The following is a 14,579-nucleotide window of genomic DNA, read 5'->3' as shown; positions in this document are numbered from 1 at the left end:
TAGAGCGTTGGAACCACCTGATCCCATCCCGAACTCAGAAGTGAAACGATGCATCGCCGATGGTAGTGTGGGGTTTCCCCATGTGAGAGTAGGTCATCGTCAAGATTAAATTCCGAAACCCCAATTGTGAAAGCAGTTGGGGTTTTGTTTTGTCCGCGGGAAAGTTTTTGCTCGCGTCAGCGATCACGTTGATGGTTACCATCTGCGTCCGTTCGGCAGGAATCAGGCAATGCTTCACCCCCCCGACATCGAAAAAGCCTACGACGAACTGGTCGCTGAAGGCGTACAGCCTGAAGATGAAAACGGTAAACCGTTGGCCCGCGAACACCTGCAATCGCCGGCAGGAACACGCATCATCTGGTTGCCCAGACAGTTCGGTCACTTCTCGATCGAGGTTCTTGAGGAACAGACGCTGGAGGCGTTTATCCAGGAGGCGTTTGCCTGATCACTTTCCTCTTGTGATACGCCATGGCTACCCCGTATAAGAGCGACTTTCACTTCCGATATAAGAAAAGGGTGCACGCATGAGCAATGCCTGGAACGAGGGATACTTCACGGACGAAGGCTACACCTACAGCTACAGCCGGGAAATCAATCCGGTTTTCCAGCGATATTGTCTGCTGTTGCGCGGTTTTGCCACGCTGGAGAGTAGCGACGGTCACCACTGTGAGCTGGGTTTTGGTCAGGGTGTTTCGATCAACATCCATGCGGCGGGTAATCCGGGCTCTTATGTCGGCACCGACTTTCACCCAGGTCAGGCGTCCCATGCCATCGCGCTTGCAAGCGACTGGGGCAGCGATGCGCGACTGTATGACGACAGCTTCGAGCAGCTACTGGCCCGTCATGATTTGCCTCAGTTCGACAGTATCAGCCTGCATGGCATCTGGACTTGGGTCAGCCGCGATAACCACAAGTTGATCGTCGAGTTCGCCCGTCGTCATCTCAAGCCAGGTGGCCTGCTGTACGTCAGTTACAACTGCTTCCCGGGCTGGTCACCTCAGGCACCGTTGCGCCAACTGTTCAGCCTGCACGACCGTTTCGCCAGCCAGGCCTCTTTGCGTCCGGATCAACGTATCGACGCCGCGCTGCAGTTTTCCGAAGCGCTGCTGGCGGCAAATCCTAAATATGCCAACTCCGCGCCTGGGCTGGACGCCAAGCTCCAGAGCGTCAAAGGTCAGGATCGCCAGTACGTCGCCCATGAGTATTTCAACCGTGACTGGAACTGCATGTATTTCACCGACGTGGTTGATGCCCTGGCGGCCGCCAAGCTCGATTACGCCACGACAGCGGTGCCGCTGGACTCGGTCGACCCACTCAATCTGAGCGCCGAAGGCATGGACTTTCTGGAGGGCATCGACCATCCCGTCATGCGTGAGCAGGCGCGTGACTATTTCGTGAACCAGAGTTTCCGCCGGGACCTTTATGTGCGCGGCGCCAACAGGTTGTCCGCTTTCGAGCACCGCGAGCGTATGCTCAGCACGCGCTTCGTCCTGTTGCAGGCAGCCGACAGCGTGCCGGCCAATGTCACCGGTCCGGCGGGCGCAGCCACCTTGCAGGCAGAGATCTATGGCCCAGTACTCGCCGCACTGGCGGAGGACGCCTATGTGCCGAAGACCTTGCGGCATTTGCTGGATCTTTTGCCCTCCTTGGCCTATGGCGATGCGGAGCAGGCCCTCAACGTGCTGATCGCCATGAGCGCCGTGGCGCCCTGTCAGAGCGAAGCGGCCGAAAAACTGGTGCAGGCCCGCTGCAATAGCCTCAACCTGCAGCTGTGCAAGCGTTCGTTGTATGACAACAAGATTCAGACCCTGGCGAGTCCGGTGACCGGAGGTGGCGTGACGGTCAGTCGCTTCCAGCAGCTGTTCCTGATATCAATCAAGCAAGGTAAAAAGCACCCGGCTGAATGGGCGCAACTGGCATGGGCCATCATCGGTGGTCAAGGCGAAGGTCTGCTCAAGGATGGTAAGGTCCTGACCACCGCTGAAGAAAATCTTGCCGAACTGACCGGGCAGGCTCAAGCGTTTTCCGAGAGTACTCTGGTGATTCTCAAGGCTTTGAAAATCGTCTAGTCGAGAAGAGGGACGGCAGGAGATCCTCGCGTCGCCTGCCGTCGTCCGGCACATTTCGAATTCTTGCGCAAAAACCAAAACGACGGTACCGCGGCGGACATGCCGCCAAGGACGTGCGGTCGATGTAATGCACAGGTCAAATAGTAGCGGTGACGGAAATCGGACTTTCCATAAGGTACTGTCGTGAAGCGTGATACTCACCTCGTAATGCTCTTGCTGTTGGTCATCGGCTGTTCCCTGGCATCGCTGACGATCTGGAAGGTGCTGGGCTCCAGGGATCAAGCACTGGATGAGGTCAACGTCCACGGGTTGAACCTGACGCAGGCACTGGCGACTTATTCCGAAGGTATTGTCCGGCAGAGCTCGCTGCTTCTGCTCGGACTCGTCGAACGTCTGGAAACCGAGGGCAGTGGCCCTGCGCAGGTCGAACGGCTGAAAACACTGATCAACCGGCAGCAACCGCTGATGCCGCAGATGAGTGGCATCACTATCTACGACAACAAGGGTCACTGGTTGATGTCATCCAGCCGGCCGATTCCTGTCGGTGCCAACAGCAGCGATCGTGCCTATTTCACTCATCACCGCGATGATCCATCCCGCGAGCCTTTCATCGGCCCGCCGATCCGCAGTCGCTCGAATCAGGAATGGGTGATTACCATCAGCCGGCGTTTCAATGACGATCACGGGGAGTTTGCCGGTGTAGTGGCGGTCACCCTGGGGGTGGAAAACTTCCTGCGGCTGTTCGGGCAACTCGATGTGGGGCAGGAGGGGGCCATCGGCTTGTCCTATACCGACGGTACACTGCTGGTTCGTTATCCCTTCCGCGAACAGGACATGGGGCGCAACTTCTCCAAGTCGCCGATCTATGCGAAATACCTGGTGGACCAATCGGTCGGTACCGCTTCCTTCACCTCCAGCCTGGACGGCGTTGAACGGCTCTATGCCTTTCGCAAAAGTGAAACGCTGCCACTGATCACTACGGTTGCGCTCGGTAAGCGCGAAGCCCTGGCAGCGTGGCGACTCGAAGCGCTTCTGTCGATAGGTGTGGTCGCCACGCTATTGGGGCTTACCGGCATCATCGGCTGGTTTCTGATTCTCGATATCCGTCGCAGGACCCAGGTGGAAGGCGAACTGCGGGACACTCAACAGCAATTGCTCGGTACGAACCGGCAGCTGGAATTGTTGGCGATGAAGGATGCGCTGACCGATCTGGCAAACCGGCGGTGCTTCGATCAGACCCTCGAGATGGAAGCACGCCGGGCGAAGCGTGACGGGACTTCACTGGCATTGCTGATGATTGATCTGGACTATTTCAAGCTGTTCAACGATTCCCAGGGGCATGTGGCCGGCGACGAATGTTTGCGGCAGGTGGGCAGAATCCTCGAAACCTGCGTGCGCCGGCCGTCCGATCTGGTGGCGCGCTATGGCGGTGAAGAGATGGCGGTGATCATGCCCGGGACCGACAGTGACGGTGCGGGAGTCGTGGCGAGACTGATTCTGGAACGATTGGCGCACGAGCCCATTGCTCATCCGACCAGTCCATTTGGCCGAGTGAGTGTGAGTATCGGCATCGCGGCCGCCACAGGGTCGCGACTGGACACGGTACAAGGCCTGATCGCTGCGGCAGATCAGGCGCTGTATCAAGCCAAAGCTGCGGGCCGTAACCAGCTCGCCAAGCGTGTCGCCAGCGAAAGCTACTCTGCGTACACCGGGTAATCCACATAGCCTTCGGCCTGACCGCCATACACCGTGGCCGGGTTCAGCGAGTTCAGCGGCCAGTCATTGGCGATGCGTGCGGGCAGATCCGGGTTGGCCATGAACGGGCGACCGAAAGCCACGAGATCGGCCAGTCCGGATTCAAGCAATCGTGCACCGCTTTCGGCGTTGTAGCGGCCCGCATAGATGATCGCGCCGCTGAAGGTGTTGCGCACCGCTCGACGGAACGTCTCCGGCATCACTGGCGCGTCGTCCCAGTCGGCTTCGGCGATGGACAGGTAGGCGATGCCGACGTCTTGCAGCACCTTGATCGCTTCGATGTAGGTGGTGTGCGGGTCATCCTCGACCATGCCCAGATAAGTCCGCGCTTCATCGGTGGTGGTGAACAGCGGCGCGAAGCGCACACCGACTTTTTCCTTGCCGATGCACTCGGCGACCCCGGCCACCACTTCGCGCAGAAAGCGCAGACGGTTATGCAGCGAACCGCCGTATTGGTCGGTTCGCAAGTTGCTGTGGGCGGAGATGAACTGGTTCACCAGATAACCATTGGCGCAGTGCAGCTCGATACCGTCGAAACCGGCGTCCATGGCATTGCGCGCCGCCTGGATGTACAGCTGAACCAGTTCCTGGACTTCCTCGGTGGTCAGTGCGCGAGGCGTGGACGGTGGAACCAGAGTGCCAATGCCAGGCCCGGTCTCGATGAAAACGCTGACCCGATCGGTGGCGACGGCGGAAGGCGCCACTGGCGCGGCGCCATCGGGTTGCAAAGCACTGTGCGATACGCGTCCCACATGCCAGAGCTGGGCGAAGATCACCCCCTCCTTGGCGTGAACGGCCTCGGTGACCTGGCGCCAACCGGCAATTTGCTCAGGCGTATGAATACCCGGTGTCCAGGCGTAACCCTGGCCACGGGGTTCGATCTGGGTGCCTTCGGTCACCAGCAAACCTGCACCGGCGCGTTGTTGGTAATACTCGGCCATCAATTCATTGGCGACATTGCCCGGTTGAGTGCTGCGCTGACGAGTCAGGGGCGGCAGGACGATACGGTTTTTCAGGGTGTGGTGGCCCAGAGTGGCGGGGGTGAAGAAGCGGCTGCGGTTCATGGATGTACCCTGGTCATGGTCTTATTAGACCGGTCAACTATTTGAGGGGCGAAAAAAGAACACCGTGCAACACACACGGTGTCCGGATCAGTCGTTCGAGGGTGGAGCGAAAAGTTTCAGCCGAGCAGCTTCAGCAATTTTTCGGCGACCGCTGCCGAGCTGGCGGGATTCTGCCCGGTGACCAGTTTGCCATCCGTCACCACGTGAACCTGCCAGTCGGCGACTTTGGAATAGCGGCCGCCAAGACGCTGAAACTCGTCTTCGATCAGGAACGGCACTACGTCCGTCAGACCGACCGCTGCTTCTTCGGAGTTAGTGAAACCCGTCACTTCGCGATGCTGGATCAGCGGTTTGCCGTCTGCGTCGACGACATGACGCAGCACCCCCGGCGCATGGCAGACGAAGCCATGGGGCTTGTTACGGCGCGCGAAGGCTTCGATCAGGGCAATCGAATGCTTGTCTTCGGCCAGGTCCCAGAGCGGGCCATGCCCACCTGGATAAAACACGGCATCGAAGTCTTCGGCGTGGACATCGGCCAGGCGGCCGGTGTTCGCCAGTGCCTGCTGGGCCGCAGGGTCCTGGCGGAAACGCTCGGTTTCAGCCGTCTGAGCGTCGGGCTCGTCACTCTTCGGATCCAGCGGTGGCTGGCCGCCTGCGGGTGAAACCAGGGTGATGTCGGCGCCGGCGTCCTTGAAGGCGTAGTAGGGGGCAGCGAACTCTTCGAGCCAGAAGCCGGTTTTCTTGCCGGTGTTGCCGAGTTGATCGTGGGAAGTCAGAACCATCAAGATTTTCATAGAGCACCCTGGGTTGGTCTGGCGGCGTTCATGAGCAAGGGATTCGCACAGGATCGACACCGGGGAAAAGGTTTGTCGGAGCGCAGCATAGTTTCCAATTAGACCAGTCGTCTAGTAATTTTTTCTCTGAAGCTTTTTCATGGACAGGTGTGGCAAACTCGCGTTCCTTTGAGATAAACGACTGGTCTATTGCCTGGTAATTCGCGCCCCATGAAACCGACCTACGACGACACCCGCCAACATTTGCTCGACACCGGCCACCGGATGATGGCCGAAAAAGGCTTCACCAGTGTCGGCCTGAACGAGATCCTGCAGACCGCCGGCGTGCCCAAGGGCTCGTTCTATCACTACTTCAAATCCAAGGAACTCTACGGCCAGGCGTTGCTCGAGGATTACTTCGTCGACTACCTGGCCGACATGGAGCGACGCCTGACGCTGCCGGGCCTGAGTGCTCGTGAGCGGCTGATGGATTACTGGCAGGGCTGGCAGGATCGCTGCACCCTGGAAGGCCATGGTGACGAATGCCTGGTGGTGAAACTCAGTGCCGAGGTGGCTGACCTGTCCGAAACCATGCGCCTGACCTTGCGTGACGGCGCCGAGCGAGTAGTGGCGCGTATCACCGAGAGCATCGAACAGGGCCAGGTCGAAAAAAGCTTGCCTGAGGGGGATGCCCGACAACTGGCCGAAACTCTGTACCAGCTGTGGCTGGGGGCCAGTTTGCTGAACAAACTGCAACGCACAGGGCAATCGTTGAGTACGTCGATGGCGACCACGAAGCGCCTGTTGAGCGTGTGAGGAAAGGATAAACGCAAGAGGTTGAGAGTCACCTGCACAAACGAATGGGAATGCCTATCAATTGCGCGGCGAGTGGTATACCATCCGCCGCGTTTTGTTGGCAGTTATACCCTTCGTTCTGGCCTATCCGTAAGGTTCTCCCCTCATGCGTCGAACTCTGCTGTCCATCTGTGTGTTGCAAACGTTGTCTCCCTTTGCGTGGGCCGAGCCATCCGATTCAACGGCATCAGTGCTGGAGCTGGATGCAACCGATGTGGTCGGTACCGCGGATTACGAAAGAGCGGACGGCCCGGTAGTCGGATATCGCGCGACCCGTTCGGCCAGCGCCACCCGAACCGATACCTCGATCCATGAAACCCCGCAATCGATCAGTGTCGTCACCAAAGATGCGGTCGAAGACATCGGCGCCACTCGGTTGCAGGACGCACTGGATTACGCGGGCGGAGTCGGGCGTGCCAACAATTTCGGCGGCCAGGGACTGACCACGTTCACCGTGCGCGGATTTACCACCGGGGAGTTCTACCGTAACGGTTTCCCGATCAACCGTGGTTATCCGAACATGCCGGATGCCAACACCATCGAGCGTCTGGAAGTCCTGCGCGGGCCGGCGACCATGCTCTACGGCCGTGGCGATCCCGGCGGTACCTTCAATGTCGTTTCCAAACAACCGTTGCCTGAGCGCACGGTCACACTGGGCAGCCAGTTGAATGACCAAGGCATGCAGCGCGGTACCCTGGATGCTTCCGGCCCACTCGATGAAGAGGGGCGACTGGCCTACCGCCTGAACGTGGTGGGCGAGGGCGGCGATACCTTCCGCGATCACGTCGAAACCGAACGCTACGGCGTGACCCCGGTGCTGACCTGGCAAGCCAGCGATGACACCCGCGTGATCTTCGAGGGTGACTTCATGCGTAACAACCATCCGCTGGACCGGGGCGCGACGCGTTATCCACGGCAGATCGGCACGGCCTCCCGCGACACCTTCTTCGGAGAACCGGACGCTGGCAAGTTGCACAACGACAACAACATGGCGCAATTGCGCTTCGAGCATGTGCTCAATGAGGACTGGACGCTCGGCGGTGGCTTCCAGTGGCTCGACGGAACCTTGCAGGGCAATGCCATCGAAGCCAACGGCATTGCCGCCGATGGCCGGACCCTGGGACGGAATTTCAACTATCGCAAGCTGGAGTGGACGGACAAGGACACCCAGCTCAACCTGACCGGTCACTTCTCCACGGGCGGCCTGCAGCACACGTTGCTGACCGGTATCGAATACGAAGATTACGACTACCAGTCGATCATCCAGCGCTCCAGCGGCGCGGTGAGTGCCTATCCGATCGATATCTTCAATCCGGTCTATGGTCAGCCCCGTCCGGCCCTGACGCGCACCCCGACCCACGACAAGGAAAACCTCAAGACCTACGCCGCGTTCGTGCAGGACCAGGTGGCGCTGACCGATCGGCTGAAGGTCCTGGCCGGTGCCCGTTTCGAACGCTTCGAGCACGACTACGAAACCTACGTGCCCGGCGGCAAAAACTGGCAGGCCAGCGACAATGCCGTCACGCCGCGCATCGGTGTGACCTATGACCTGACCGACACCCTCGCGGTCTATGCGGACACCGCACGCTCTTTCAAACCCAATACCGGCGCAAGCCGACAGGGCGGGGGCTTCGAACCGGAGAAAGGCAAGTCGTGGGAGATGGGGATCAAATGGGAAGCGCTGGAGCATCAGCTGAGCGTTGACGCGGCGATCTATCAGATTGAAAAGCGCAATGTCCTGACCACTGACCCTGTGGACTCGACGTTCAGCGTCGCTGCCGGGGAAGTGCGCAGCCGAGGATTTGACCTCAATGTCGCCGGCAACCTGACCCCCGAGTGGCGTGTCATCGGCGGTTACGCCTACGTCGATGCCGAGGTGACCAAGGACAACGTGATCCGCTCCGGCACGCGACTGATGAACATCCCGAAAAACAGCTTCAGCCTGCTCAACGTCTATGAGTTTCAGGACGGAGCCCTCAGAGGTCTGGGTCTGGGGACCGGCCTCAAATATGTCGATGAGCGCGCGGGTCAAACGGCGAACACCGCGTTTTCGATGGGGAGCTACACCGTTGTCGACCTGCTCGGGTACTACAAGGTCAATGACAAGGTGCGCCTCAATCTGGACCTGAAGAATCTGTTTGACCGGGACTATGACGAGGGTGCATTCGGTAACGTCTACGCCTATCCGGGGGCGCCGAGAACGGTGCAGGTCGGTATTTCTTACACCTTGTAGTCCGTACGGCGCGGGTAACGCCGGCCGGCATCGACACGAATACTTCCAGATCCTGATCAACTTCGGTGGCGACAGGGTGCAGCACATTGGCGCATAACGCACTGGGATTCATCCTGCCGCACCGCGTGCAGGTGATCCCACACCCGGCGAACAGCCCATTCGTGGTGATCAACGTTTCCCAGACCTTTGTGTTGGCGCACTTGCAGTGCGATTCGATGGATCTGGAAGAGGTCTCGATCCTCCTGCGCGCGATTAGCTGCTCAATGCTTTAATGCGACGAAACATAGACCGAGGGCGACGTCGGCGCAGGCAACGCATAGGTTGCTTTCATCCACTCGATCTCCGTTTGCGGTGTCCGGCCGAAGAAACGTTTGAATTCGCGGCTGAACTGCGAAGCGCTTTCATAGCCGACACTGAACGCCGCCGCTGATGCAGTCATGGCGTGGCGCAGCATCAGCAATCGCGCCTGATGCAGGCGCGTCGACTTCAAATATTGCATGGGGGAGGCGTCCGTCACGCTGCGAAAATGCAGATGAAAACTGGGCACGCTCATGCTCGCTTCGCGGGCCAGTTGCTCGACGTCCAGACGCTCCTGATAGCTGCTGTGGATCTTGCGGATCGCCCGCGTCACCTTGCCGAAGTGCCCTTGCCGATTGAGTGCGGCGCGCATCGAGCCGCCTTGTTCGCCGGTCAGGATGCGGTAATAGATTTCCCGCAACAGCGACGGCCCCAATATCTGCGCCTCACCCGGAATGCTCATGGCTTCGAGAAAGCGCAGCGTTGATGCGCGCAGGCGGTCGTCCATCGGCGAGGCGTACATGCCCTTGGGGGGCGCATCACTCGGGCCGTGAATCTCATCCACTTGCTGCATCAACTCGCTGGCCACCTGGAAATCCAGTTGCAGATAGATCGCAAGCATCGGCTCATCTTCAGAGGCGTCGGTCTCCATGGTGAAGGGGATCGGAACGGACACCACCAGATAGTGCTGGGCGTCATAGACGTAGACGTCATCGCCCAGATACCCGCGCTTCTGCCCCTGACAGAGAATCACGATGCCGGGGTCGTACAGCACCGGCGTGCGGGTCAATGGGCGGTTCGAGCGCAGGAAGCGCACGCCTTCCAGCGCACTGAGGTTGTAGCCCTCGACGGGCGCCAGCGTTTCCATGAGTTGCACCATGCGCGAAATGCCTGGGTCGGCCTGTTTCATCGGGTTCTCTCTGTGGGCCGTTCAATGGTCGGTGGAGCGGGTCAGCGTTTCCCATTCATCGATCTCGCTGGCGGCACGTTTCAACTTGTCGCGCACCAGGCTCAATGCATCGCTGCCCAGCAACAGATGCGCTGGCGGAGCGGGGCTGGCGATGATCTGCAATATTGCCTGCGCGGCTTTGCGCGGATCACCGAGCTGCTTGCCGCTCTTGTCTTCGCGGGCCTTGCGCACCGGATCGAAGCTGGCGTCATAGTCGGCGATGCTGCGGGGCGTGCGCTGCATCGAACGACCGGCCCAGTCGGTGCGAAATGAACCCGGTGCGACGGCGGTCACAAAGATATTGAACGGCGCCAGTTCCTGGCTCAGGGTATCGGAGATGCCTTCGAGGGCAAACTTGCTGGCGCAGTAGTAGGCAATGCCCGGCATCGTGATCGTGCCGCCCATCGACGTGATATTGAGAATATGACCCGCCCGCCGCTGGCGAAAGAACGGCACAAACGCCTTGGTCACCGCGACCGCGCCGAACACATTCACGTCGAACTGGAGGCGCATGTCCTCCAGCGGCGACTCCTCGAAAATGCCTTCGTGGCCGTAGCCGGCGTTGTTGACCAGCACATCGACCGGACCGTGGGTCGCTTCCACAGTCGCCACGACACTCTCAATCCGCTCGAAGTCCGTGACATCCAGCAGCACGCCGTACGCATTGTCGCTGGACAGCGCCTGAAAGGCTTGCAAGTCGGCTTCGCTGCGCACGGTGCCAATGACGCGGTGACCAGCGGCCAGTGCTTCCTTGGCCAGTGCGTGGCCGAAGCCGCTGCTGACGCCGGTGATGAAGAGGGTTTTGGTGGTGGTCATGACGGGCTCCGCAAATCAGGTGTGACGTCATGGTAGCCAGCGAGAAATCGTTCACCTATGCCGGTTTGTCTTTGAGCCTTGCCTAATCCTCTGAGCGACGATCAGCCCCCGGTCAGTATTGCGGGGCTGATCGATACCGCAGATTCACGCTTGATCCATCGCCTCTGCCACCTCCTGATCCTCACCCAGAAACCCGCCACTCTGATGCTGCCACAGTCGCGCATAGGTGCCGTTTTTCGCCAGCAGTTCGGTGTGGGTGCCTTGCTCGATGATGCGCCCCTCATCCATGACAATCAGGCGATCCATCGCCGCAATCGTCGACAGTCGATGAGCGATGGCGATCACGGTTTTGCCCTGCATCATTTCATCGAGGCTTTCCTGAATGGCGACTTCGACTTCGGAATCTAGCGCGCTGGTAGCTTCGTCCAGTAGAAGGATCGGCGCGTTCTTGAGCATCACCCGGGCGATGGCGATGCGTTGGCGCTGGCCACCGGAAAGCTTGATGCCGCGTTCGCCCACCAGCGTGTCGTAGCCGGTGTGGCCCTGGCGGTCGCTGAGCTGGTTGATGAAACCATCGGCCTGGGCGTTGGCGGCGGCACGCTGGATCTGTTCGTCGGTTGCGTCCGGTCGGCCGTAGGCGATGTTGTCGCGAATGGAGCGATGCAGCAGGGACGTGTCCTGAGTGACCATGCCGATCGCGCTGCGCAGACTGTCCTGTGTCACCTGTGCGATGTTCTGGCCGTCGATGCGAATCTCGCCGCGATCGACGTCATAGAAGCGCAGCAGCAGGTTGATCAGCGTGGATTTACCGGCGCCGGAGCGGCCCACCAGACCGATTTTTTCCCCCGGACGGATGCTCAGGCTCAAGCCGTCGAGCACCTGGCGTTCGCCGTTGTAGTTGAAGCTCACGTTGTCGAATTCGACGGCGCCGCCGGAAGGCACCAGCACGCCGGCGTCCGGCGCATCCTGCACTTTGGGGCCACGGGTCAGGGTGTCCATGCCGTCCTGCACCGTGCCGATGTTCTCGAACAGCGACGTCATCTGCCACATGATCCAGTGCGACATGCCATTGATGCGCAACGCCATGGCCGTGATCGCCGCCACGGCCCCGGTGCCGACGTCGCCCTGATGCCACAGCCACAAGGCGTAGCCGCCGGCGCCCATGATCAGCCCGACCACCAGCGCCTGATTGACGATCTCGAACTGGCTGACCAGCCGCATCTGGCGGAAACCGGTCTGCTTGAAATCCTCCATTGCCGCCCGCGCAAAGTGCGCTTCACGTTTGGAGTGGGAGAACAGTTTCACCGTGGTGATGTTGGTGTAGGCGTCCGACACCCGGCCCGTCATCGACGAACGCGCATGGGCCTGTTCCTGTCCGACCTGGCCCAGGCGTGGCACGAAATACAGCATCGCCAGCCCGAACAGCGCGACCCAGGCAATGAACGGCAGCATGAGCTTCAGGGCGAAGCCGCCGGCCAGCGCGATAATCGCAATGAAGTAAACGCCGATGCCCGGTGCGATCTCGATCACAGTGAACAGCACCTCGCGCACGGCCAGTGCGGTCTGCATCACCTTGGTCGTGACCCGGCCGGAGAACTCGTCGGAAAAGAATGAAAGGCTCTGGCGCAGCATCAGCCGATGAAAATCCCAGCGCAGACGCAGCGGCAGATTGATCGCTAACACCTGATGCTGAACCAGGGTGCGCAGCGCCACCAGCCCGACGCTGGTCAGCAACACGATACCGATGCCCCACAGCACACGGCTCTCCTGGCCGTTCGCAGCGCCGCCGGCTTGCCAGGTCGAGAGCAGATCCACGACCTGGCCCAGAAAGGAAAACAACCAGGCTTCGTAGATCGACACACCGGCACTGAGCAGCGCCAGCGCGAGGATATAGCCGCGAGCGCCACGGGTGCAGGCCCACAGGAATCGCGCCAGACCGACCGGCGGTGGCGGCGCTTCGTCGGGCGGGAAGGGGTCGAGCCGTTGTTCAAACAGGCGAAGCATTGGGGGTCTCCGAATTCATCAGTTGCGGGGGATTCTGCCACTTATCGATCACATTGAGGGGCCGCAGGTTCAGCGCATGATCTTTTGAGGGAAAACCCTCATTGTTGTAACGCTGACGCCTTACTAGCATGAACTCCGACGTTGACCCACTCGATGGAGAGCACCATGGCTACCACGCAGACTGACGACAAGCGCCCAACCCCTGATCCTGCCGAGGACAACGCGTTTTTCCCCTCGCCGTATTCCCTCAGCCAGTTCACTTCACCCCAATCCGATCTCAGTGATGCCGAATACCCGAACCGTTACAAGGGCGGGCGCTGGAAGGTCCTGATGATCGGCGCGGACGAGCGCTATCTGTTGACCGACAACGGCACGATGTTCTCCACGGGCAATCACCCGGTTGAAACGCTGCTGCCGATGTATCACCTGGACAAGGCCGGTTTCGGCTTCGACGTCGCGACGCTGTCGGGCAACCCGGTCAAGTTCGAGTTCTGGGCCATGCCCTCCGAAGACGCCGAAGTGAAGGGCTTCTACGAGCAATACCGCGATCAGTTCAAGCGTCCGCTCAAGCTGTCCCAGGTGATCGAACAAGCGCTGGGCGAACATTCGGACTACATCGGCGTGTTCATTCCCGGCGGGCACGGTGCGCTGATCGGCCTGCCGGAAAGCGAGGACGTGAAGAAGGTCCTGCAATGGGCCGTCGCCAAGGACAAATTCGTCATCACCCTGTGCCACGGCCCGGCAGCGTTGCTGGCGGCCGGCCTCGGTGAAACAAAAGACTCGTGCATCTTCAACGGTTACCGGATTTGCGCCTTTCCCGATGCCCTGGACGCGACGACCCCCGACATCGGTTACATGCCCGGCCACCTGACCTGGAAGTTCGGCGAGCAGTTGCAGGCGCTCGGTGTGGAAATCACCAACCAGGGCATTTCCGGGGCCACGCTTCAGGATCGCAAACTGCTGACCGGTGACAGTCCGCTGGCGGGCAATGCACTGGGCAAACTGGCGGCGGCCGCGCTCCTGAAAGAGGTCACGTCGGGGTGAGCTCCGGACCTGCCGAGGCACTCTTGCGCGCCGCCCTCGACATCGAGGCGGCGCCCACGCTGGCGACGATCCAGAAGGTCGTCCGCAGTTTTGCCGGGGCCTATGGTTACGATCGATTCGTCCTGTTTTCCGCCACCTCGGCATCGGAGGACGTGGTCGAGCGCATTTACTGGGTGGAAGGCAACTGGTTTGGCGACGGTATTGGCGTCGACGCCGAGACCTACGTTCAACGCTGCCCCGTGACTCGCCACCTGCTGGACGCCCGCGAATCCTTCTTCTGGAGCAAAGTGCAGGAGGAGAACGGCGAACTGTATCGGGTGGTTCGCGTGCCGAGTGGCCCGGGCGTGCATGGTTTGCAGATTCCGGTCTTCGGCCCGCAGGGGCTTGAAGGTGCCATGAGCCTGGGCGGCGAACAGATCGATGCCTCGGCGCGGATTCGTCTGGCGCTGGGCATGCTCGCTTCGGTGGCGTTTTACTCCGCCCGGCGATTGCTCGAAGCGCCGCTGGACGAGGCGTCCGGCAGGCTGTCGAACCGTGAACGCGAAGTGCTGGCGTGGGTCGCCGCCGGTCGCCGACAGGCGGACATCGCCGCCACCCTCGGTTTGTCCGGGCGCACGGTGGAAAATCACCTGCGTTCGGCCCGTCGGCATCTGGGCGTGGCCACCACCGCCCAGGCCATCAAGATTGCCATTCGCAAGGGTGAAATAAAGGGCTGAAACC

The 14,579-nt window shown here is 60.4% G+C and carries 11 protein-coding genes, 1 rRNA gene and 2 pseudogenes; 9 read left to right on the top strand and 5 right to left on the bottom strand.

Annotated elements, in window-relative coordinates; genetic code table 11:
* The 4 genes and pseudogenes from rrf to L6D81_RS21480 form a co-directional block, all read left to right on the top strand.
* Positions 1 to 105: ribosomal RNA gene (gene rrf, locus L6D81_RS21495) — 5S ribosomal RNA — on the top strand; the annotation flags it as partial.
* A 136-nt stretch (positions 106 to 241) separates the two neighbouring features.
* A pseudogene (locus L6D81_RS21490) lies at positions 242 to 445 on the top strand (VOC family protein); the annotation flags it as partial.
* 79 nt (positions 446 to 524) lie between these two features.
* A complete protein-coding gene (locus L6D81_RS21485; RefSeq protein WP_236181848.1) occupies positions 525 to 2,069 on the top strand; it encodes a methyltransferase regulatory domain-containing protein in 1,545 nt (514 codons plus the stop codon).
* Positions 2,070 to 2,252: 183 nt separating this feature from the next.
* Positions 2,253 to 3,785, top strand: a complete 1,533-nt coding sequence (locus tag L6D81_RS21480; RefSeq protein ID WP_236181847.1) for a sensor domain-containing diguanylate cyclase — start codon at positions 2,253 to 2,255, stop codon at positions 3,783 to 3,785.
* Here the strand turns inward: L6D81_RS21480 and L6D81_RS21475 are convergent.
* A complete protein-coding gene (locus L6D81_RS21475; protein WP_236181846.1) occupies positions 3,764 to 4,888 on the bottom strand; it encodes an alkene reductase in 1,125 nt (374 codons plus the stop codon). The two genes, L6D81_RS21480 and L6D81_RS21475, sit on opposite strands and share 22 nt — an antisense overlap.
* A gap of 116 nt (positions 4,889 to 5,004) precedes the next feature.
* The gene (locus tag L6D81_RS21470; protein WP_236181845.1) at positions 5,005 to 5,682 is read right to left on the bottom strand and encodes a type 1 glutamine amidotransferase domain-containing protein; all 678 of its coding nucleotides are present in this window, start codon (positions 5,680 to 5,682) and stop codon (positions 5,005 to 5,007) included.
* A 210-nt stretch (positions 5,683 to 5,892) separates the two neighbouring features.
* Here L6D81_RS21470 and L6D81_RS21465 point away from each other — a divergent pair, with 210 nt between their 5' ends.
* The 3 genes and pseudogenes from L6D81_RS21465 to L6D81_RS21455 form a co-directional block, all read left to right on the top strand.
* Complete coding sequence (locus L6D81_RS21465; protein ID WP_236181844.1) at positions 5,893 to 6,477, top strand: TetR/AcrR family transcriptional regulator; 585 nt, start codon at positions 5,893 to 5,895, stop codon at positions 6,475 to 6,477.
* A gap of 145 nt (positions 6,478 to 6,622) precedes the next feature.
* On the top strand, positions 6,623 to 8,749 hold the full coding sequence (locus tag L6D81_RS21460; protein ID WP_236181843.1) for a TonB-dependent siderophore receptor: 2,127 nt from the start codon (positions 6,623 to 6,625) through the stop codon (positions 8,747 to 8,749).
* A gap of 28 nt (positions 8,750 to 8,777) precedes the next feature.
* Positions 8,778 to 8,991, top strand: a pseudogene (locus L6D81_RS21455) (AraC family transcriptional regulator); the annotation flags it as partial.
* Between the two features lie 26 nt (positions 8,992 to 9,017).
* Here L6D81_RS21455 and L6D81_RS21450 read toward each other — a convergent pair.
* The 3 genes from L6D81_RS21450 to L6D81_RS21440 form a co-directional block, all read right to left on the bottom strand.
* Positions 9,018 to 9,956, bottom strand: a complete 939-nt coding sequence (locus L6D81_RS21450) for an AraC family transcriptional regulator (protein ID WP_236181842.1) — start codon at positions 9,954 to 9,956, stop codon at positions 9,018 to 9,020.
* 21 nt (positions 9,957 to 9,977) lie between these two features.
* Entirely contained in the window at positions 9,978 to 10,811 is an 834-nt protein-coding gene (locus tag L6D81_RS21445; protein WP_236181841.1) for an oxidoreductase, read from the bottom strand.
* 144 nt (positions 10,812 to 10,955) lie between these two features.
* Positions 10,956 to 12,815 (bottom strand): ABC transporter ATP-binding protein, encoded by a 1,860-nt coding sequence (locus L6D81_RS21440; protein ID WP_236181840.1) that lies wholly within the window; start codon positions 12,813 to 12,815, stop codon positions 10,956 to 10,958.
* A gap of 165 nt (positions 12,816 to 12,980) precedes the next feature.
* Here L6D81_RS21440 and hchA point away from each other — a divergent pair, with 165 nt between their 5' ends.
* Complete coding sequence (gene hchA / locus L6D81_RS21435) at positions 12,981 to 13,859, top strand: glyoxalase III HchA (RefSeq protein WP_236181839.1); 879 nt, start codon at positions 12,981 to 12,983, stop codon at positions 13,857 to 13,859.
* On the top strand, positions 13,856 to 14,575 hold the full coding sequence (locus L6D81_RS21430; RefSeq protein ID WP_236181838.1) for a PA1136 family autoinducer-binding transcriptional regulator: 720 nt from the start codon (positions 13,856 to 13,858) through the stop codon (positions 14,573 to 14,575). Before hchA ends, L6D81_RS21430 begins: the two co-directional genes overlap by 4 nt.
* Positions 14,576 to 14,579 lie beyond the last annotated feature (4 nt).

This window comes from Pseudomonas sputi, assembly GCF_021603585.1.
Lineage (GTDB): Bacteria > Pseudomonadota > Gammaproteobacteria > Pseudomonadales > Pseudomonadaceae > Aquipseudomonas > Aquipseudomonas sputi.
The sequence above is the reverse complement of the archived record's forward strand: the minus strand, read 5'-3'. Positions and strand labels throughout refer to the sequence as shown.

Coding starts and splice junctions, on each gene's coding strand:
- L6D81_RS21485 (WP_236181848.1), top strand. CDS start 525: ATGAGCAATGCCTGGAACGAGGGATACTTCACGGACGAAGGCTACACC.
- L6D81_RS21475 (WP_236181846.1), bottom strand. CDS start 4,888: ATGAACCGCAGCCGCTTCTTCACCCCCGCCACTCTGGGCCACCACACC.
- L6D81_RS21470 (WP_236181845.1), bottom strand. CDS start 5,682: ATGAAAATCTTGATGGTTCTGACTTCCCACGATCAACTCGGCAACACC.
- L6D81_RS21465 (WP_236181844.1), top strand. CDS start 5,893: ATGAAACCGACCTACGACGACACCCGCCAACATTTGCTCGACACCGGC.
- L6D81_RS21460 (WP_236181843.1), top strand. CDS start 6,623: ATGCGTCGAACTCTGCTGTCCATCTGTGTGTTGCAAACGTTGTCTCCC.
- L6D81_RS21450 (WP_236181842.1), bottom strand. CDS start 9,956: ATGAAACAGGCCGACCCAGGCATTTCGCGCATGGTGCAACTCATGGAA.
- L6D81_RS21445 (WP_236181841.1), bottom strand. CDS start 10,811: ATGACCACCACCAAAACCCTCTTCATCACCGGCGTCAGCAGCGGCTTC.
- L6D81_RS21440 (WP_236181840.1), bottom strand. CDS start 12,815: ATGCTTCGCCTGTTTGAACAACGGCTCGACCCCTTCCCGCCCGACGAA.
- hchA (WP_236181839.1), top strand. CDS start 12,981: ATGGCTACCACGCAGACTGACGACAAGCGCCCAACCCCTGATCCTGCC.